Source organism: Mulberry dwarf phytoplasma (genome assembly GCF_056504655.1).
The window spans coordinates 380,589-401,891 of the sequence record NZ_CM151418.1; the positions used below are offsets into that span (position 1 = coordinate 380,589).

The following is a 21,303-nucleotide window of genomic DNA, read 5'->3' on the forward strand; positions in this document are numbered from 1 at the left end:
AAAATATATGAAAACCAAAAGCAAAAAATTAAAATCCGATCTTTCTATGGATGCATTTGAAGATATTTTTCAAGAAATTCCTGAACAACTTCCAGTTGTAGTTATCAGCGAAGTAATGCCTATTCCAAATGTTGATTTTCGTATTGAAGTATCAGACAATTCTTATTTAAAAGCTTTAAAAGAATCAGAAACTAACGCAAATTCTTTTGTTATTCTTTTAACTCAAAAAGATTTATCACCCAACAAACCCAAACTAACTAATCTTCAACGTTACGGTGTATTGGCACAAATAATTACCAAAGTAAAAATCCCTCACGGCGATTTTAAAGTGAGATTTCGCATTTTACAAAGAGTAAAAATTGATAAATTTTTGCAAAAAGAACCTTTTTTAAAAGCCTCATATGAAAAAGTCAACACCATTTATGGAAACGTTGAAGAAGAAAAAGCCTTAATCAAGCTAGTTATAGAAAAAATTATGGACAAACCTTTTCAACTGCTTGTTCAAAACACCAATAATTTTTTAGATATCATCAAAACAGAACCAGAAACAGAAAATATCACTGATATCATTGTTTTTAATTTAAAAATCGATGATTTAGATAAATATAAATACCTTAAAGAAGCTCACCTTAATAAAAGAATTTTTTATATTCTTCAAGACATCCAAAGCTTACTTATAGGATTTGATTTAGAACAAAAAATCAATGAAAAAGTAAAACAAAGTATTGATGAAAACCAAAAAGAATTTTATTTAAGAGAAAAAATGAAAGCGATTCAACTAGAATTAGGGGACAAAGCCAAAAAGGAAGAAGAAATTGCAGAATTGCGCAATAAAATCAAAAAAACTCCTTTACCTCCTGAAATCAAAAAAAAAGCTTTACAAGAATTATCACGTTACCAATCATCATCATCTTTAATGGCAGAATCTTTTGTAATTAAAAATTATCTTGATTTTTTACTGGAATTACCTTGGGGCAAAACCAGCCAAGATGAAAACGATTTAGTTGCCATTGAAAAATCCTTAAATAACCAACATTACGGACTTGAAAAAGTCAAAGAACGTATTTTAGAATATGCAGCAGTCAAAATAATGACTAAGAAAAACCCTCAAAATATTTTATGTCTTGTAGGTCCTCCAGGAGTGGGGAAAACCTCACTTGCTTCTTCTATTGCCAAAGCTTTAGGACGCCAATTTGTCAGACAATCCTTAGGCGGTTTAAAAGAAGAATCAGAAATTAGAGGCCACAGAAGAACTTATATTGGAGCTATGCCTGGACGCATTCTTGCAGGCATTAGAGACGCCAAAACAGTTAATCCTGTCTTTTTATTAGACGAAATTGACAAACTAGTAGCCAATTATAACTTTGATCCTGCATCAGCTTTATTAGAAGTCCTTGACCCACAACAAAATATTAATTTTATGGATCATTTTTTATCCGAACCATTTGATTTATCCCAAGTATTATTTATCACCACTGCCAATTACCTTGACAATGTTCCCGAAGCTTTAAAAGACCGTATGGAAATTATCGAAGTAAGTTCTTACACTGAAAAAGATAAAATTAACATTGCTTCTAAATATCTTTTAAAAAAACAACTCAAAAATCACGGAATCACTGACACAAATTTAGTTATTGACAATGATACTATCCTTTATTTAATTAGACATTACACCAAAGAAGCAGGAGTAAGAGAGTTAGATAGAATCCTTGCAGAACTAGCTAGAAAAACAGTTAAAGAATGTTTAATTACCAAAAAAGAACAAGTAATTATTACTCCTCAAAACGTTACTAAATACTTAGGTAAAGAAAAATACCTACATCTTTTAGATGAACAAAAAGAAAAAATAGGCTCCACTAACGGACTTGCCTATACTTATTTTGGAGGCGATTTGCTTCCAGTAGAAGTTACTTATTACAAAGGTAAAGGACAATTAGTCCTTACAGGTAAATTAGGAGAAGTCCTTAAAGAAAGTGCTTATACTGCTTTAAGTTTCATCAAAGCTAACTGTCAAAATTTAGGAATTGATGCCAATATTTTTGTAGAAAACGATTTTCACATTCATCTTCCAGAAACAGCCATTCCTAAAGATGGTCCTTCAGCTGGAATTACTATTGCTACTTCCCTTGTCTCTGCAATTACCCAAAAATATGTTAAAAAAGGTTTGGGAATGACAGGAGAAATTACTTTACGAGGCAATATTTTAGCTATCGGAGGCTTAAAAGAAAAAGCTATTGCTGCTAATCGTAGCGGTCTTGACACTATTTTTATTCCTCAAGAAAATATCAAAGATATTGAAGATATTCCTGAAGAAGTAAGAACTAAATTAAATATTATTCCTGTATCAAACATTTCTGATGTTTTTTCGCAAGTATTTGTTTGATTAAGATATAAAAAACACCATCTTTAAGATGGTGTTTTTTGTTTTTATACATAATTAAAAAGTTTTCAAAACTTCAATTATTATTTTAATATTTATTTTTTTCGATAAAAATTACAAAAGAATAAAGGGGCAAAAAATCATTTACAAAGAAAAATTTACTTTCCTCCAATATTTAAATCCCCTACATAAACGCTAGAACTACCAAATCCTGAAGTTTGAAATTCAAAATCATTAGCAATGGTGTCTACATTTTTAAGAATATCAAAAAAATTACCAGAAACAACAATCATTTTAACAGGAGTTGTAACTTTACCTTTTTCAATTCTAAAACCACTAGCTTGTAGGCTAAAATCTCCACTAACAGTTTTAATTCCTGCATGCATCCCTACTAAATCAGTAATATAAATACCATTTTGAATAGGTTCAATCATTTCTGAAAAACTTTTTTTGCCAGGCACCAAATAACAATTAATCATAGAAGTACCGCCATCAAAACCGTTTCCAGTTGGAGTTTGTTTAAAAATGCGAGCAGTTTTTAAGTTGTGGATAAATCCTTGAAAAACTCCTTTAGTAATAATGGGTTTGGTTTGGCAAGCTACTCCTTCATCATCAAATTTTTCTTTAAAATAAGCCCCATCGTTTAAAGGATCATCAATAATACTAACTTTTTCAGAAGCAATTAAACAATTAACTTTATCTTTTAATTTAGTTAAGTTGCGATAAGCACTTGTACCAGTAAAAATATCGCTGAAACTTTCCAAAAGGTCTGCAAACATTTCATTAGAAAAAATAACTGGATATTTTTGAGATACCAAAGATTTAGCTCCTAATTTTTTTTCGCCCATCTCAACAATTTCAGTACCTAATTTAACAGGATTGAAGGTTACAAAATCCTTAGCTAAAATACTTTTGCCATAACTTTCAATTTCGCCTTCTTTTTGAAAAACCGCAGAAGCATACAAATAAGCAAAGCTGTTTTGGTGCGATAAATTGAGCCCTTTGGAATTTAATAATGTTTTTTTATGACAAACTTCTTGGTAAATAATGCCATTAGTAACTTGCAAATGGGAACTTTGCAACATTGTTTTTTCTAACTGCAACAACAAATTTTGTTTTTGTTCTAATGGAACTTGTCCAAAATCAAAGTTATTTTCCAATACTTCAGGATAACTGGAAGATCCTTCAAAAATAAGAGCAGGTTCTTTAGAAGTAATTGTTTGGCAATTTTCTTTGAGGGTTTCAAAAGCATTATCAAAAGCGCTGTCAGTTAAATGTTCTAAAACAATAGAAGTTTTTTTATTGGCAAAAATACCTCTTATAACTGCAGAAGCAACATCGCTCCAAACACAAGCATCTATTTTGCCTTTATCCAAAGATAGTTTAAAAGTTTGACTTTCATGAATTGCAATTTCTAATGCTTCAAAACCTTGTTGCATTCCTTTTTCTAACCATTTTTTATAATTGTTAGGAGTGGGGTTTGTGTGAGTGGTTTGGCTTTGGGGTTTTGGGGTTTTTGTTACGTCTTTTATCATTTTTGATTTCCTCCTACAATCATTTCTTTTACTCTAATAGTGGGTTGTCCTACATCAACTGGTAGAGAACCAGAACAAGAACCACACATTCCTTGACCTAAAACTAAATCATTGGCAACACGGTCAATTTTAAATAAAATATCTGCTCCATGACCAATTAACATCGCTCCTTTAACATGGGTTGTTAATTTACCATTTTCGATTAAATAGCCTTCATTAACTACAAAATTAAATTCTCCAGTAGCAGGAACAACTGTTCCACCACCTAGACTTTTAGCATAAAGACCGTAAGGAGTATCTGCAATAATTTGTTCGGGCGTTTCTGTGCCTTTTTCGATGTAGGTGGAATTCATGCGCGAAGTAGGAGAGTATTTATAAGATTGTCTACGTGAAGAACCGGTAGATTGCATCTTCATTTTGCGTCCGTTTCTAAAATCAATTAAATAACCTTTAAGGATACCTTTTTCAATTAAAAGATTTTTTTGGGTGGGATTTCCCTCGTCATCAAAATTAAGACTGCCCCAAGACGCTTTAATAGTTCCATCATCATAAGCAGTTACAACTTCAGAAGCAACTTTTTGATTTAATTTATTACAAAAAGGAGAAAGGCCTTTAGCAACTGCAGTAGCTTCAAGGGGATGTCCGCAAGCCTCATGGAAAATAACGCCTCCAAAACCATGATTAATTACAACTGGCATAGTTTGAGGTTTTAAAGATTTAGCATCTAATAAAGCAACTGCTTGTTTTGCTACTTGTTTGGCAATTGTTTCTAAATCAATTACATCCAAGAATTCCAATCCCATTGCGCGTCCAGGACCTTCAAAGGCTTCTTGCATTTCTTGTCCTCTTTGTGCAACTCCTACAAGCCCACATCTAATATAATTGCGTGTGTCATTTTGATAAACTCCTAAAGTATTAGCAATTAAAACATGTTGTTCTTTTTGGCTTAAAGAGGTGATGGATTGAATAATTTGAGGATCATAATTTTGAATAATAGCCGATAATTTAAGTAATTTTTGGGCTTTTTGTTCTTGAGTCATGCTGTTATAAGGTTTTTGGATAGTATTTTTTAGGGGTTTTTCGGTTTGCAAGGCAATAACTTTATTTGCTTTTCCTTGAAAAGATTTTTTTAATTTTAAAAGCAAGGATAAAACATTTTGATAATCAGTTTTATTGGTATAGCCATAAACTTCATCAAAGCCTTTTAATAAGCGAATTCCTACTCCAAAAGTATTAGAAGTATCAGCAGAAACTACATCTTTGCCAATTACTTTAAGGGTATGAGAATAAGCATTTTCAAAAAATAATTCTGCAAAATCAGCTCCCTTATCTAAAGATAAATTTAGAATTTTTTGAATATCTTCTTTATTTAACATCAAATAATATTCTCCTTTATATTGTTTGTAAATCTCTTTTATTTTATCATTTTTTTAAGCTTTTTAAGCATATTATATAAAAGTTTTCCAAATGAATTTATTATTGTTTTGTTAATTTGTTTGTTTTTATATGTTATAATAAAATACACAATTAAAGAGGAGCATATAAAAGCATAAAAACGTTGAAATAAGTATTTTTAATTCGTTTATTGCATTTCATCATCAAAATATTAACTTAAAAAACTTGATATAATATAAATATTTATTTTTAAAATCATTATAATATTATAAAAAGAAAAGAGGCAAGTAAATGTTTAGAATCAAATTTATTATTTTTAAACCAGAATTAGATAAACAAGGAAGAAAGTAAATAGATTTTTGGAAAACTCAAATTAGAAATATTTTTAATTTCCTTTTCTTTTTGGTAATTTTGTTATCTTCGGGGTTTATTTCATTTCATATAGATAGTATTTTAAAACAAAATACCACATTACACCCTTTAATGAAAAATTTTCTTATTATGGTTAAATTATTTTTTTGGATATGTGCACTTTTATCCCTTCCATTTGTTTTTTGCTCGTTTTTTTGATGGGTGTAGATAGTATGAAAGGAAGAACATTTAGCCAATTCATTTTAAGTAAAATATATTCAAAACCACAAATTGCTCCTAATGGTAAAAATAATCAATCCAAAAATAATACAAATACCGCCAAAAAATAATAAAAATAAATATAAATGTCAACAATAAATAAAACAAAAACTCCTTATATATTATAAGGAGTTTTTTCAATATTCTTTTATATCTTTGAAACAAATAATTATTTAGTAGCAAGAATAGCAAGAAAGGCTTTTTGAGGTAATTGCACTTTTCCTAATGTTTTCATTTTCTTTTTACCTTTTTTTTGTTTCTCTAATAATTTCTTTTTACGAGTAACATCGCCTCCATAAAGTTTAGCTGTTACATCTTTACGCATAGCTTTGATAGTTTGTCTGGCAATAATTTTTTTACCCAAAGCTGCTTGAATAGGAATTTCAAACATTTGTTTAGGAATAAACTCTTTTAAAGTCTCACAAATAGCCTTTCCTCTTTCATAGGTAAAATCATGATGAACAATTAAAGATAGAGCATCAACAATTTCTCCATTTAATAAAATATCCATTTTTTGTAATTTAGAAACACGATATTTATCTATTTCATAATCAAAAGAAGCATAGCCTTTGGTTAATGATTTTAACTTATCAAAATAACTATAAATAATTTCTGAAAAAGGCAGCAAATAATTAATCATTACTCTTTGACTATCAATATATTCAATATTTTGAAGGGCTCCTCTTTTGTTTTGGGAAAGCTCCATTACTTTACCAATATAGATTTCAGGACACATAATAGTAGCTTTAATATAGGGTTCTTCAATGCGGTCAATCATTTGAGTGGATGGAAGTTTGGAAGGATTATCAACTAAAAGTTTTTCTCCTTTGATAGAATAAACATGATAAATAACAGAAGGAGCAGTAGCAATTACTTCTACTCCAAATTCGCGACTAATTCTTTCTTGAATAATTTCCATATGCAAAAGTCCCAAAAACCCAGTTCTAAAACCAAGTCCCAAAGCATTAGAACTTTCAGGTTCAAAAATTAAGGAAGAATCGTTGAGTTTTAGTTTTTCCAAAGCTTCTTTAAGGATGTTATATTTATTAGTTTCGACAGGATAAAGTCCACAAAAAACTACTGAATTCATTTGTTTGTATCCCGGTAAAGGTAGCAAAGCTTGATTGGTTTGCGAAGTAATGGTGTCTCCAACTCTTACATGATTAATACTTTTAATAGCAGCAGTAAGATAACCTACATCACCTGGTGCCAAAAAATCTTTTACAATTTGTTTGGGATTATAAACTCCTACTTCAACTACTTCATAAACACTATTACTTGCCATAAAACGAATTTGATCGCCTTTTTTAACTGTGCCATTGACGATTCTAATGGAAGGCACAACTCCTTTATAAGAATCAAAATAAGAATCAAAAATTAAGGCTTGCAAGGGTTTTTGAATGTCTCCTTGAGGAGGTGATATTCTAGTTACTATTTGTTCCAAAATATCAATGACTCCAAGCCCTGTTTTTCCACTTGCAATTAAGGCTTGTTCAGGGTCAAGTCCCAAAATTTCTTTAATTTCTTCTTTAACTTTAGGAACATCTGCGCTTGGCAAATCCACTTTATTCAAAACAGGAATAAGGGTTAAATTGTTATCAACAGCTAAATAAACGTTGGCAAGAGTTTGGGCTTGAATGCCTTGGGCAGCATCAATAATTAAAAGAGCACCTTCGCAAGCTGCCAAAGAACGCGATACTTCATAACTAAAATCAACGTGTCCCGGTGTGTCAATCAAATGCATAATATAATTTTTGCCATCTTTGGACTTGTAGTTAATTTCTACAGCATTTAATTTAATAGTAATTCCGCGCTCGCGTTCTAAGTCCATGGAATCCAAAATTTGTTCTTTCATTATTCTTTTGTCAATTGTGCCTGTAAATTCTAAAATACGGTCGGCCAAAGTTGATTTACCGTGGTCAATGTGGGCGATAATGGAAAAATTACGTATGCGTTTTTGCCTTTCTTTTAATTGTTCTATGTTCATTTTTTGTTTATTTCCTTTATATTTTGGTTGGTTGGTTTTAGTTTGATTTTGTGGGTTTTAATGTGGTTTGTGCTTGGTAGAATTAATTTTTATGATTTTTATTGGTTTTTGATTGTGAAATGATATTTTATAGTTATTATTTTTTTGGTTATTGGGTTTGGTAGTTTGTTAAGGTTGTTTTATTCTTTTTTAAGTTTTTTAAAATAACTATTATAAATCATTGTAAAGTTAAATTATTTAATATCTAATTCAAAAGTTATTATAACAAAAAAATAGTTTCTAAGTGCAAAATTAGTGTTTTTTTGTAATTTTAAAGTTATTAAAGTTATAAATTATGTTAAAATCCAATTAAATCACATTTTTATTTTGACAAAAAAATTATAAAATAAGAATAAATAAGTAGTATAGCAAGCAAAATTATAATAAATAATTAGCAAAAAAGACCAACTTAAAGTCGATCTTAATTTGTTTTTAATTTGAAAATATGGCAAGTTTTAAATATTTTGAAAAGTATTGGAACTAACTAAATAATTTATTGTTCAGTTTCTTTGAAATTTTTTGAAGGTGAATTGGGGATGAATTTATCTATAAATTCTTCGGTAAGCATTAAGGCATTTTGAGGACTTATAGGTTTGTTAAGTGTAGGATGGTATTTTTCCTTACCTGGTTTAAATAAATGATATTTTTTGTAAATGTTAGTCATTTTTGGGCTTCTCCAAAAAAAATAAATATTTTGGCTTTCATTTTTCATTTGTAAAATATCATCTAAAGTGTATTTGTTCCAATCACTAATATCAAACTTATCAAAAGGAGATTCAAAATAAATCCCTACTAAATCTAAAGGAGGAGTTTTGATTCCTGTCATAACGCTATATAAAAAAGCGCCTGCAAGATCTTGTCCATTAAATGAAGGGAAACAAGCTACCCAACCATCATATTGAGGTTGTATTTTGTAGATAATTTTATGCATTAAAGTAGGTTTTAGATTTTCCATATAAACATGGGTTTCAGAATTTTTAAGTGTGCCATCTTGCATAAATTCACTATCAGGCACTATAAAATGATAATGTTTTTTGTCATTTACTGTTTGAATATAAAGAGGTAGTGTTTCTTTTTCTTGGTGTAATTCTTGTGTTTTTGGTTTTGTCAAATTGGGAGTTTTGACGAAATTTTGTTGATTGGGTTTTTGGGTTTGGTTATTAGTTAATTGTATTTTTTCTGATGATCTAAAGGTTGAATGTCTTTTTTGTAAACTTAATATTAATAACAATAATACTAATATTATTGATGAAATAACACATAAAAAAGGCACTAATTTATATTTTTGATTAAATAATTTAATATTCAAAATATTTGTTTCCTTAATAAAAAATAAAATAATAGGGTTAAATGAATATTAAATAATTATTTTATTGTAGTTTTTTTAACTGCTCAAGCTAAAGTTTTTTGAATGTTTCTGTAATTAAAAAGATTTAAGGAGGATATCTATATTTTTTTAATTTGGCAAGTTTGTTTTTTGCTACTGTTATCAAATCAAAAAAATTATTATAAAAATGAGCCATTAATTATGCTTTCTAAAGAAAAAAGAATTTTTACTAAACTTGTTATTTTAAAAGTTTTTTAAAACGATCTAAAATTGGTGTTTTGTTTTGCTGAGATGTTAATTATTTTATTGTTGTTGTTTTTATTTTTTTGGTATAGAATTATTGTAAATTTTTCATAATTATTTAAGGTATGCTATCAAATAAAATAAAAAAAGACCTTTCAATTAGAAAAGTCTTTAAAAAATTATTTATTATTTGGGTAGTTTTTCAATTCAATTAGGTAATAAGTTTTTTTATACATTTGTAATTGTTGATATATTTGATCTAATAATTTATTGTTGAATTTATGTTGTTTTTCATCGTTTAAATTGCAGAATTGTTTGGTAAGTTCTATTGCCTCGTCGATTATAATGGCATGAGAAATGTTTGTTTCTAACAATTCATAAGTAGCTAAGCGAATGATTGCTCTGTCTACTTTGTTAAGGCGATTTATTTTATAATCATATAAACTTTTTGTGATGATTTCATCAATAAATTTAAGCTTGGTGATGATTTTTTGAAAAAAAGTAAAAATGGGATTGGGATTTGTTTGTGACAAAGTCAAATTATTTTGGTAAAAATCATATTGATATAATAATTTCATCACTTCAATTCGTAATAACCGTGATTCTTTTTTATTTTGAGGATGTTTCATGGTAAATTATTTTAATGTTTGAGTAAGGTTATTTTTTACTTTTTCCCAGTCTAAGACACTAAAAAAAGCTTCAATATAATCAACTCTACGATTTTGATAACTTAAATAATAAGCATGTTCCCAAACATCTAGACCCAAAAGAGGAGTTCCTTGGTTTAGAACTACATCTTGATTAGGAGTAAAAGTAATTGCAAGTTTTTGTTGTGGAGTTAATACAAGCCAAGCCCAACCGCTTCCAAAAATGGTTTTAGCAGCATTAGCAAATTTGTCTTTGAAAGAATCTATAGAACCAAATTCGCAGTCAATCATTTCTTTTAATAATCCTTGAGGAGTATTGCCATTATTTACTTTTAGAATGTTCCAAAAAAAAGAATGATTAAAATGTCCGCCACCATTATTTCTAACTGTTTGTCTAATATCTTGTGGTACTAACGATAAATCAGTTAGCATTTGTTCCAAAGATAAATTTAGTTGAGGGTGTTTTTTGAGAGCATCATTAAGGTTATTAATGTATGTTTGATGGTGTTTGAGATGATGTAATTGCATAGTTTGAGTATCAAAAAAAGGTTCTAAAGCATCATATTGATAAGGAAGAGAAAGTAGAGTAAAGTTCATTTGTTTGCTCCTTTAATGGTTAATGAAAAGATTTTTTGGGGGGGTAGTGTTGGAATGAGGGGTTAATTGTGATAAAATGGAATAAAAAAACACTGTTTGTAATTATAACAAACAATGTTTTGTTGTGTTTTTGTCTTTTGTGTTTTTTTATCTAATTTATTTTGTCGCGCATTTGGTAGTTTACAAATAGTTATTAAGATTTAATTTCTAAAGCCTTAAGTCCTGCTAAATTGAGTAATCCCCAAGGTTTGTTGAAATGGGGTTGGAAGAAAAAGTCAACAAAAGCAAGTTGTTCTACTGTCATTTGGTTTTGCATACAAACACTTAAAGTATTCATTTTTTCAGTTAAATCAACGCGAGAAACAATTTGTCCTCCCAAAATTTTACGAGTTTCTTTGTCAAAAACAAGCTTTAACATTACAGCATCATAATCAGGCATAAATTCAGGTCTATTAGCATCTTTGATTGTAACAGTACCATAGTTTTTACCTAAAGCTTTGGCTACATTTTCAGTAAGTCCTGTTGAAGAAATACTCAAATCAATAATTTTAATGCCACTTGTTCCTTGAGTTCCTAAATATTTTACGCAAGGTTTTTCAATGTTAAGTCCTACAAGTGTTCCCATTCTAATAGCATTAGTTGCTAAAGGCATGTATTTTACTTCTTGGGTAGGGTTGTAATAAACGTTAACACAATCGCCACAAGCATAAACATCAGGGTCTGAAGTTTGCATATATTCGTTAACAACTAAAGCACCATTAAAGGATGTTTCGAGATGATGAGCAAATAATTGAGTGTTGGGTTTAAAGCTGATACACATAATTACCATTTCGGTCTCAAAGGTGTTTTTATCAGTTTTTACATGAGTCACTAAGCCGTCCTTAGTTTCGAATCCTGCTATTTTTTGTCCTAATGCTAGTGTAACTCCGTGGTCAGTTAAGGTTTTTTGAGCTACATCTGTAAATTCTTTGTCTAAATATTTAGACATAATTCTATCTTCTGCGTCTACTAAAACTACTTCTTTTTTTTGTACCGCAAATGCTTCAGCTAACTCAATTCCGATATAGCCAGCGCCTACTACTGTGATTTTATTAACGTTTTTGCTGTAATTAATAATATCTTTGGCATGATCAAAGTTTTTAGACATTAAAACATTTTTGCAATCAATCCCTTTAATAGGAGGAATAACAGGCCAAGAACCAGTTGCAATTACTAATTTATCGTAGTTGTCTTTAAACTGTTTGCCAGTTTCTAAACTTTGAACTAAAACTTCTTTTTTGTCAAAATCTAGTTTTAATACTTCATGTTTAAGTTTGGTACAAACATCCATATTTACCAGTTCATCAGGATTTGAATAAAAAAGTCCTAGACTGTCTTTGATAACTCCTCCAACATACAAGGCAATTCCACAAGAAAGAAAAGAGATATTATCGTTTCTTTCATATACAACAACATCAGCTTGGGGATTGTTTTTTTTAATTGTTTTTACTGCAGCAGTTCCTGCATGAGTACAACCAACAACGATAACTTTCATATTTTTGTTATTAACTCCTTTGGATTTTTTCTTTGTTTTTTTTATTTAATTTTATTTTTGCTATACACTTTTAATTATACCTAAAAAACACTTGACAAAATAAATAAAATTGTAGGATAATCAAAAAAAATAAAACGAATTTGATTATGACGTGCTTTGTGGCAACTTTTTTACAATAACAAGGGCTAAGGCGTAATTATCGGTGTGAGTGATAGAAATTAAAATGGGGTTGAAAAAAGTGGTGCATGTGTTGTTTTTCACATAAGGAGCGCCGTTTTTGTCGTTAAGAATAGACCAGTTGCAATAGTTTTGGCAAGTAGGGTCGATTTTTTGGGGTGTTTGAAAAGCTTTAAAAAGAGCTTCTTTAGAAGCCCACCTTCCTGCTAAAAAGGTAAGTTGGCTTTGGGGATTTTGAATGATTTGATAAATTTGGTGTTCTTCTGAGGATAAAATCCTTGCTGCTAAAATGTCTTTGCCTATTTTTTTAATTTTTTTAATTTCAACTAAATCTATGCCGATATTTTCCATATTTATTTTTTTTCCTTAGATGGTGCCAAAATTTGGGGAGTTTCAATTTCACAAGCTAGTCTTTTGATTTTTTGAAAATAATAATTTAGTCCTGATTTAGTGATTTGTTGCTTGTGTTTGTGGTAATATTTTTGAGTTAATTCTTGTAAACTTGCATCAGGGTTTTCTTTTCTTAATAACATAATTTGCAATAATTTAGGTTCAAGGTTGGGAAGTTGTTTTTGGGATTTTTCATTTTTGGGATTTTTCATTTTTAAGTTCGTGTTTTTGGGTTTGAGATTTGGGGTTTGAAAGTGTTTTTCAATCAAATTAATTTGTTGTAATTGTAAATTGGCAGAAGTAAGAATTTTTTTTTCATTTGAAATTTCAAAATTAATAGAGGATTTAATAATGTGGTTTAAGTCTTTTTGAATTATTGTTTTTTCGTATTGAAAAACTATTTCCAAAGCACCGATTAACCTTAAAAAATCAATAATCATTTGAGATTCTTTCAAATAAACTAAAAAACCTTTTTTGTGATTAATTTGTTTGGCGTTAAGGCTGAAATGAAGCATCAAAGTTTTAATTAATTCAATTTTGTGGCGGTCTTTGTGAAAAAATTCTAGATGATAATTAGTTTTTTTGGGGTCGTTTGCAAAACCTATGCATAAAAAAATACCTCTTAAAAATGCTTTTTTGGCTTTTTGGCTTTTGAGCAAAGGTAAAAAATCGATTGGAGTTTGAGTAAAAAAATGATGTTTTTCTAAAATTAAGGGAATGTCTTTTTCAATTCCTACATGAATGCTTTTTAAATGTGGTAAATTATATTCTTTGCTAGTCATCAAAAAAGAGTTGGTATTAGGATAAAAAGTTTTGATTAAAATAAGGAAACGCCTAGCAATTTTGATACTTTTGGTTTGGAACCACAATAAAGTTTTTTGGTGGTTTTTTTCTAATTCACAGCCAAAATGTAATAAAGCTGTCAATTCAAAAAAATTTTCTATGGGTAAGAATTTTTGACAAGCAATTTCTTCTTTAATTTTAATGTTAAAAGACATTGGCACCTTCTTGGATTTTTTTATTTGTTTTGGGGGTTTGGGGTTCAGTGAGGAGTTTTAGGCAAAATAACGGTGATTTTTTATAATTTAATTTGGCTATTTTCTATAATTTGTTGTAATTCTTTTTCTTCGATAATAGGAATTTGGAGTTTTTGGGCTTTGGTTAGTTTAGAACCAGAATTGATGCCAACTATTAAATAATTGGTTTGTAAAGATAAACTGTTAGTTATAATTGCTCCCATTTGTTCTAAGATTTGTTGGATTTGAAGACGGGAATATTTTAGGAGAGTTCCTGTTAAAACAATTTTTTTGTTGGTAAAAATAGTTTGGGTAGTTGGATTTTGGGGGTTAGTGCTTTGAAAAGAAACTCCTAGTGTTTTGAGTTTGGAAACCTCTTCTAAATTACAAGAATTGGAAAAGTATTGTTGGATGCTTTGGGCAATTTTGATTCCTATTTCTCTTATTTGAGTAATTAATTCTGGTGTGGCTTGTTGGAGGTTTTCGATAGTTTGAAAATGTTTTGCCAAAACTTGAGATACTTTTTTGCCAATATGTTTGATCCCCAAAGCAAATAAAACATCTTCAAATCCTTTTTGCTTGCTTGCTTCGATAGCATCCAAAATGTTAGTAATTTTTTTAGCGCCAAAGCCTGGCATTTCTTGCAAAATATGCTTGTGTTTTTTTAATAAATAAAGGTCAGAAGGTTTGGCAATTAGGTTTTTATCAAAAAAAGCAATGATGGTCTGTTCTCCTAAAACGTTGATATCCATAGCATTTTTTGATACAAAATGAATGAGTTTTTGGATTTTTTGCTCGCGACAATTTGGATTGAGGCAAAAATAATCAACTTCACCTGGTTGTTTTTCTAAAATTGTTTGACAAGCAGGACATTTTTCAATCATTAAAGTAGGTTTTTGCAAATCAGTTCTTTTACTTTTGATAACTTCTAAAATTTCAGGAATAACCGAGCCTGCTTTATGAACTATGACATGGTCTTTTATTCTGATATCTTTTTTGCAAATGTAGTCATAATTATGTAAAACCACTTTTGAGACCAAACTTCCATCTACCATAACAGGCATAATTTTGCAAACTGGAGTTATAACACCAGTGCGTCCCACTTGAAAAATGATGTTTTGAACTATGCTTTGGCTTGTAATAGTTGCAAATTTGTAAGCAGTTGCCCATCTGGGAGCTTTGGCAGTGGAACCAATTAAAGAATGAAAGGCAAGCTCGTTAATTTTAATGACAATTCCATCAGTATCGTAGGTAAGTTGTTCCTTAATGGTTTTGTATTTTTCAATTACACTAAGCAAATTTTCAAAATTAGAGACGCAATAATAATGGGGATTTGTGGTAAATCCTAAAGCAGTTAAAAAATCCAAAGTCTCTTTTTGGGTAGGTTTAGTCAAATAAGGAGCTGAAATGCCATAGACAAAAATAGACAAATTTCTTTGAGCCACAATTGCTGAATTAAGTTGTCTTAAAGTTCCTGAAGCAGCATTTCTGGGATTGGAAAAAAGGGGTTTGTTTTCTTGTTTTCTTTGGGCGTTGAGTTTTTCAAAAGCGGGATGGGATAAATAAATTTCTCCCCTAACTTCTAAATCGAGATCTTCTTTTAATCTTAAAGGAATGGTTTTAATGGTCTGGGCATTTTGGGTAATGTCTTCTCCCCAAATGCCATTTCCTCTTGTTAAAGCTTGCACTAAAATGCCTTTTTGATATTTTAAACTTATCGCTACGCCGTCAATTTTTAATTCAGTTAACAAAGAAAAAGTAGGAATTTTTTTGACAATACGGTCATAAAAAGCTTTGAGTTCTTCAAGATTAAAAACATTTCCCAAAGACATCATTGGAGTTTTGTGCTTAATGGTGCTAAATTTTTTTTCTACAAAACCACCAATTTTTAAAGTGGGGCTATAAGGAAGTTTGAACTGGGGATATCGGGTTTCTAAATTGATTAGTTCTTTGAGTAAAGAATCGTATTGTTGGTCGCTTAGATCGGGATTGCTTAGATTATAGTATTGGTAATTGGCTTTGGTGAGTTGTTTTACCAAGGATTTAATTTTTTGTTTAATTAGATCAAAATTTTGCATTGCTTTGCACCTTTTTTATAAATAAAAATGTTTTTGGGGTTGAGAGTTTTTGATTTAGGATTTTTGAGTTTAGGTTTGATTTTTTTAGGTTTTGGTTTGGGTTGTTTGTTTTTTTAAAATATTTTGTGTTGATGCTGCTTATTTTTCTTTTTTGAAATTAAATTTATTTTCTGTTCCATTAATAAGGCGCAAAATATTAGAATAATGTTTAGCTATAATAATTAAGGTAGCAAAATTGATCGAAAAGTAAAATAATTCTGTTTTTGGAATCTGGTTTTTAATTGGTCCCAAATTTCCAAAATTGCCACAATACAAATAATTTAGCCATAAAAAAACATTAACTAAAGTGCTTGCAATAATTGAAGCTAACGAAGCATAACCAAAAAGTCTTAAAAAAATAGCAAAAAAAATGATACCAGAAATACCAATCAAAGGATTAAAAGCAGTGATAATACCTACCGAAGTTGTAATTGCCTTGCCGCCTTTGAATTTATTGAATAAAGAAAACATGTGTCCTAAAATAGGAGATATTGCCAAAAGGGAGATTTTTATTGTGGGGTTTGGTTGTAAAAAAGTTTTTGTGGATGGTTCTGTTAGCCAAAATTTTGAGAAATGCAAACAAATTGTAAGTGGCACAAATCCTTTGCAAAAATCTAACAAAAATACTAATATTCCCCATTTTTTCCCCAAAACTCTCAAAGCATTAGTTGCTCCAATATTTCCAGAACCTGTGTTGCGTAAATCTTTTTGTTGCACCAATTTGCCAATAACTAAGCCTGTAGGAATTGACCCCAAAATATAAAAAAACAAGAATAAGAATAAAAACGATAAGTTTTCCATTTTGCACCTTCATTTCATTTATTGTTTCAAAACTTTATCATTTATTTAATGAATTGTTAAGTTGTGATTATTGTTGTAATTATTAGTTGTGTTTGTTGTTAATTTAGTTTTTTTGTTTCATAAAAAATTTAATAATTATGCGTTTATAAAATTAAATAATTTACTATATAATTTTACCACAAACCTTACTTTTCTTTTAATATAATGAGGTTTTTGATTGTCAAAATTAAATAAAATTGTCAGATAAACAAAAAACCCCAAACTGCATAAACAGTTTGAGACTAAAATTATTCATTCTTTGCTGGGGGCAAATTATTGGAGCGTTTCAGTTAAGTTGGTTTAAATGTTATATTAAAATATTAAGTTGTCTAAATAAATGAAACAGTTAGTATTTTAATAATAAAAAATGTTATAATATATTTGGATAATTTGGATTATAGGAGTTTTTTGAAAACAAAATAAGAAACACAAATGCAAACTTTGAAAAAATAATTTTTTGCTGTTTAAATTGTTGTCTTTCCAAAATTACAAATACTAACTTAAAAAATTTTAAAACGATGCAATATTAAAATTATTTTAACTAAATATAATAATCAAGTTGAAATTAACAAAATCTTAGGAGCTTTTTATGGATTTTTTAAAAATTAAAAGTGTGCGCCAATTTTGCGCCAATCATGAAATACCAAATGATATTTTAGAAGCAATTTTGGCTACAGTTTTCCAAGCGCCCTCTGCTTTTAATTTGCAACCATGGCGTTTTTTTGTTTTTAAAGGCGAAAAGAGCAAACAAAAAATAGCTCCTTTTTTATATGGCAACAAAACTCAATTAGAAACTTGTTCTGCTATGATTTTGTTGTGTTGCGATGCTCAAAAAAGTGCCTTAGCTGAAAAAATTTATCAACAAGAAGTTTTACAAAAACAAATATCTGATGCAACCAAATTACAAGTAATTACAAAAATTGATGATTATTACAAACAAATTTCCCAAGTAAAACTGCAAAATGAGTTATTTTTAGAAGGTGGCATCGGAGCGTTGCAATTGATGTTAGCTGCTAAAAAATATGATTATGATGTTTGCCCTATGGGAGGTTTTAACGCAAAAAAAATCAATGAAGGGTTAAATATTGATGTTCGATATTTGCCTGTATTATTAGTTGCTATTGGGAAATCAAAAGAAAAACCCAAAAATAAAGCTTTTCGAATGGATTGTAAAGATTTTACTTTTTGGATGTAGTTGAAGTTGTAAAAAATAACTGCGTTCAAATACTAAAAAAATAAAATATTTCCAAAAATAACATTATGACTGACTTAAAAAGTTGGTCTTTTTTATTAAAAAGGCATTTTTTTAATCAATAATTTAATCGTTAATTTCCATGACTTGAGGCAATTTTGCTAAATTAACTTGTTTATATAAAACAGATAAACATTGCAATTCTTTTTGCTGTGATAACAAAGTATTTAGAACAACTTTATTAAGATAAAAAACAGCATGAGCCAAAGCATTTTTAATATTTCTTTCATATTTCAAATAAAAACCCAGAAAAAGACTAGCAAATAAATCTCCTGTACCTGAAATATCAATGTTTTTTTCTTTGTTGTGAGCCTGCACCAAATATTTTTTTGTAGCATTTGATGCAAACACTTGAAAATATTTTTCATCTTGAAAATTAATACCTGTAATAATTACAATTTTAACTCCTAAATTATGGAAATGATTTGCTACTTTAATAGCATACGAGACATTATTTATTTTAATACCAGACAAAAATTCAGCTTCAAATTGATTAGGAGTAATAATATCTGCTTGCAAATTATTTTTAAAAAAAGAAGTTATTTCAGGCTTAACAAAACATCTGTTATTGTCCATTACAGGATCACATAAATATAAAATATCAGGGTTCGTTCGTTTAAATCTTGCAACAATTTCCAAAACAGCTTCGCAAATATCTAAAGATCCCATATATCCTGTTAAAATAGCTTGACACTGTTTTTCTACTCCAAGAACAAAAAGACCTTCTACCAAATCAACTATATTTTGTTTGTTAAAAATTTGTCCTTGCCACTTTTGATAACCTGTATGATTGGAAAATTGAACTGTATTGATAGGCCAAACATCGAAATTCATATTTTGCAAAGGATAAACTGCTGCTTTATTTCCAACATAGCCATATACTACATGAGATTGGATAGAAAGAATACTTTTGGGTTTGGTGGGTATATTCATTTTGGAACTCTCCTTTATTTGGTTGTTTTTAAAGTCTTTTAGTTTTGATTTTTTCATTTTACTATTTTATAATCTAAAACTATACTTCTATTCTAAATCAAAAATAAACTTATTTTACAATTTATTTATGAATTATTATTTTAGTTTGGAAAAAATCAGTTTATTATCAAAAATACTTCAATTTTTTTTAATCATTTCAAAAAAAGAATGGTAATTTTGATATAATAAAGTTAATGAAAACAAACGAAAAATAAATAAAAAAAGAAGCAAAATAAAAATAAGCAAAATAAAAAAAACGCCAAAACCAAACCAGAAAATAAAACCACCCTTAAATTGGGTAAAAAATCAAAAAAACAATTCAATAAACGGAAGTAATTTAAAATGTCAATTCTTTTAGAAAAAATAAAAACTTTACCGCCCAATCCTGGTTGTTATCTTTTCCAAAACAAAAATGATACCATCATTTATGTTGGCAAAGCCAAAAATTTAAAAAAACGCGTCCAAAGTTATTTTACCAAAAGCAACAACTTAAAAACAACGATGCTAATTGAAGAAATCCAAGATTTTTTCTACATTATTACTAACAACGAACAAGAAGCCTTAATTTTGGAAGCTAACTTAATCAAAAAACACACTCCTAAATATAATTTCAAACTTTTGGATGACAAAACTTACCCTTATATTGAAATTACTAAAGAAAAGCACCCACAATTAAAAATTTCGCGATTCAAACAAATTCCTCCAGGAAAAATAATTTTTGGTCCTTATCCCAATCTTAAAAACACCAAAGAAACCTTAAAATTGTTGCATCTTTTGTATCCTTTAAGAAGATGTCCGTTAGCATCAAAAAAACCGTGTCTTCATTTTCACATCAATCAATGCCTCGGTGCTTGCGCAGGAAAAACAATTAATTATAAACCCAACATTGAGGCAATTACTAAATTTTTAAAAGGAAATATCAAAGATATTTTAAAAAAATTACACCATTTAATGCAAACAGCTAGCGAAAAAATGTTTTATGAAAAAGCCCAAGAATATCGAGATATTATCTATTCAATCAAACAGACTACCAAAAAACAACTTATCAGCAATCAAAAACTCAAAAATTGCGATATTTTTGCCTATGCATTTAATCAAGACCAAATATCAATTCAAATTTTAAAAATGCGCCAAGGAAATATCGTTGATTCTTATCATAGCGTTTTTTCATATGTGGGCTTTGTGTGGGAAAACATTTTAACTTATCTTAATTGTTATTATCAAAAAAACCTTAAACCAGACATAATTATTACAGGCAAAAGCCAAGATGAAACTATTTTGCAACAAATGATAGCTAACCAAACTTTATTGGAACAAATCTTGCAAACCAAAGTAAATATTGCTCATAAAGGAGACAAAAAGAAACTTTATTTGCTAGCCTTAAAAAACTCCCAAAATGATTTAACTAACAATAATTTAATCTATCAATCCAAAGACCAAAAAATCCAAGAATCCTTAGACAAATTGGCAATTATTTTTAATAAAAATATTAAAAGAATTGATGTTTTTGATAATTCTCAACTATTTGGACAAGCCTTTGTGGCAGCAAGAATTGTATTTAATCATTTTGAATTTGACAAAAAACTTTATCGAACTTTTCACATTAAAGGAAAATTTCCTAACGAATATCAAGCTTTTGAAGAAACACTTACACGTTGTTATAACAAATACAAGGAAGTTAAAAATGATTCACCAGATTTAATTTTGGTTGATGGCAGTTTAGGACAGTTAAGACAAAGCCAAAAAACTTTAAAGAAACTAGGCTATGAAATTCCTTTAGGAGCATTGCAAAAAAATAACAAACATCAATTAACTCATCTTGTAACTTTGCAAGAAAAATTAATGTTGGAACAAAACCCTAATTTATTTTATTTTTTAAAAAGTTTAAGCGAAGAAGTCCATCGTTTCACTGTTGCTTTTCACCGCAAAACCAAAAACAAACTAGATTATAAAACTACTTTATCAAATATAAAAGGAGTTGGCGCTGTTAGAAAAAAAGCCATCTTAAATCATTTTGAAAATTTAGAAGCCATCAAAAAATCCACTTTGCAAGATTTTCAAAAAATAGGAATTAATCAAAAGTTGTTTTTGTTAATTAAAAAGAGTTTATAAAAGTGGGTAAATAGACATTTATTAAAAATATTTATAAAAAGTTGTCCAAAGTTTTGGAACACAGAAAAACAACCATCTAAATATTTTGAAATTAAAAACCAAAAAATCACCAA

16 protein-coding genes are annotated in these 21,303 nt (G+C 28.9%); 4 read left to right on the forward strand and 12 right to left on the reverse strand.

The genetic code is table 11. The features are described 5' to 3' along the window. Positions 1–7: 7 nt before the first annotated feature. Entirely contained in the window at positions 8–2,383 is a 2,376-nt protein-coding gene (gene lon / locus JAHGCCOI_RS01910) for an endopeptidase La (protein WP_227806997.1), read from the forward strand. Positions 2,384–2,538: 155 nt separating this feature from the next. Here the strand turns inward: lon and JAHGCCOI_RS01915 are convergent, their stop codons facing one another. Together JAHGCCOI_RS01915 and JAHGCCOI_RS01920 are read right to left on the reverse strand one after the other, a co-directional pair. After that, complete coding sequence (locus JAHGCCOI_RS01915; protein WP_227806996.1) at positions 2,539–3,915, reverse strand: TldD/PmbA family protein; 1,377 nt, start codon at positions 3,913–3,915, stop codon at positions 2,539–2,541. After that, a complete protein-coding gene (locus JAHGCCOI_RS01920) occupies positions 3,912–5,291 on the reverse strand; it encodes a TldD/PmbA family protein (RefSeq protein ID WP_479492248.1) in 1,380 nt (459 codons plus the stop codon). The genes JAHGCCOI_RS01915 and JAHGCCOI_RS01920 overlap by 4 nt, the downstream gene beginning before the upstream one ends. A gap of 588 nt (positions 5,292–5,879) precedes the next feature. Between JAHGCCOI_RS01920 and JAHGCCOI_RS01925 the strand changes: the two genes are divergently transcribed. Continuing rightward, the gene (locus JAHGCCOI_RS01925; RefSeq protein WP_479492249.1) at positions 5,880–6,011 is read left to right on the forward strand and encodes a hypothetical protein; all 132 of its coding nucleotides are present in this window, start codon (positions 5,880–5,882) and stop codon (positions 6,009–6,011) included. A 98-nt stretch (positions 6,012–6,109) separates the two neighbouring features. On the opposite strand, the gene lepA is transcribed toward JAHGCCOI_RS01925, so the two are convergent. The 9 genes from lepA to plsY form a co-directional block, all read right to left on the reverse strand. Continuing rightward, the gene (gene lepA, locus JAHGCCOI_RS01930; RefSeq protein WP_227806994.1) at positions 6,110–7,927 is read right to left on the reverse strand and encodes a translation elongation factor 4; all 1,818 of its coding nucleotides are present in this window, start codon (positions 7,925–7,927) and stop codon (positions 6,110–6,112) included. Positions 7,928–8,459: 532 nt separating this feature from the next. Then, a complete protein-coding gene (locus tag JAHGCCOI_RS01935) occupies positions 8,460–9,275 on the reverse strand; it encodes a hypothetical protein (RefSeq protein WP_227806993.1) in 816 nt (271 codons plus the stop codon). A gap of 440 nt (positions 9,276–9,715) precedes the next feature. After that, on the reverse strand, positions 9,716–10,165 hold the full coding sequence (locus tag JAHGCCOI_RS01940; RefSeq protein ID WP_042068176.1) for a transcription antitermination protein NusB: 450 nt from the start codon (positions 10,163–10,165) through the stop codon (positions 9,716–9,718). Between the two features lie 6 nt (positions 10,166–10,171). Further along, on the reverse strand, positions 10,172–10,780 hold the full coding sequence (locus JAHGCCOI_RS01945; protein ID WP_212509071.1) for a superoxide dismutase: 609 nt from the start codon (positions 10,778–10,780) through the stop codon (positions 10,172–10,174). 193 nt (positions 10,781–10,973) lie between these two features. Then, on the reverse strand, positions 10,974–12,314 hold the full coding sequence (locus JAHGCCOI_RS01950) for an FAD-dependent oxidoreductase (RefSeq protein ID WP_227806992.1): 1,341 nt from the start codon (positions 12,312–12,314) through the stop codon (positions 10,974–10,976). Between the two features lie 144 nt (positions 12,315–12,458). After that, positions 12,459–12,842: a holo-ACP synthase gene (gene acpS / locus JAHGCCOI_RS01955; RefSeq protein WP_042068178.1), complete on the reverse strand. Its 384-nt coding sequence runs from the start codon at positions 12,840–12,842 to the stop codon at positions 12,459–12,461. A gap of 2 nt (positions 12,843–12,844) precedes the next feature. Continuing rightward, the gene (gene whiA, locus JAHGCCOI_RS01960) at positions 12,845–13,879 is read right to left on the reverse strand and encodes a DNA-binding protein WhiA (protein ID WP_212509068.1); all 1,035 of its coding nucleotides are present in this window, start codon (positions 13,877–13,879) and stop codon (positions 12,845–12,847) included. A gap of 80 nt (positions 13,880–13,959) precedes the next feature. After that, positions 13,960–15,975: an NAD-dependent DNA ligase LigA gene (gene ligA / locus JAHGCCOI_RS01965; RefSeq protein WP_479491867.1), complete on the reverse strand. Its 2,016-nt coding sequence runs from the start codon at positions 15,973–15,975 to the stop codon at positions 13,960–13,962. A 138-nt stretch (positions 15,976–16,113) separates the two neighbouring features. Continuing rightward, positions 16,114–16,815 carry a glycerol-3-phosphate 1-O-acyltransferase PlsY gene (gene plsY / locus JAHGCCOI_RS01970; protein ID WP_212509066.1) on the reverse strand — a complete coding sequence of 234 codons (702 nt, stop codon included), beginning with the start codon at positions 16,813–16,815 and terminating at the stop codon, positions 16,114–16,116. 628 nt (positions 16,816–17,443) lie between these two features. Between plsY and JAHGCCOI_RS01975 the strand changes: the two genes are divergently transcribed. Continuing rightward, entirely contained in the window at positions 17,444–18,049 is a 606-nt protein-coding gene (locus JAHGCCOI_RS01975; RefSeq protein ID WP_212509065.1) for a nitroreductase family protein, read from the forward strand. A 123-nt stretch (positions 18,050–18,172) separates the two neighbouring features. Here JAHGCCOI_RS01975 and pdxY read toward each other — a convergent pair whose 3' ends face one another. Further along, on the reverse strand, positions 18,173–19,039 hold the full coding sequence (gene pdxY / locus JAHGCCOI_RS01980; protein WP_479491868.1) for a pyridoxal kinase: 867 nt from the start codon (positions 19,037–19,039) through the stop codon (positions 18,173–18,175). A gap of 381 nt (positions 19,040–19,420) precedes the next feature. Here pdxY and uvrC point away from each other — a divergent pair, with 381 nt between their 5' ends. Then, on the forward strand, positions 19,421–21,190 hold the full coding sequence (uvrC, locus tag JAHGCCOI_RS01985; RefSeq protein WP_479491869.1) for an excinuclease ABC subunit UvrC: 1,770 nt from the start codon (positions 19,421–19,423) through the stop codon (positions 21,188–21,190). The last annotated feature ends 113 nt before the right edge of the window (positions 21,191–21,303 follow it).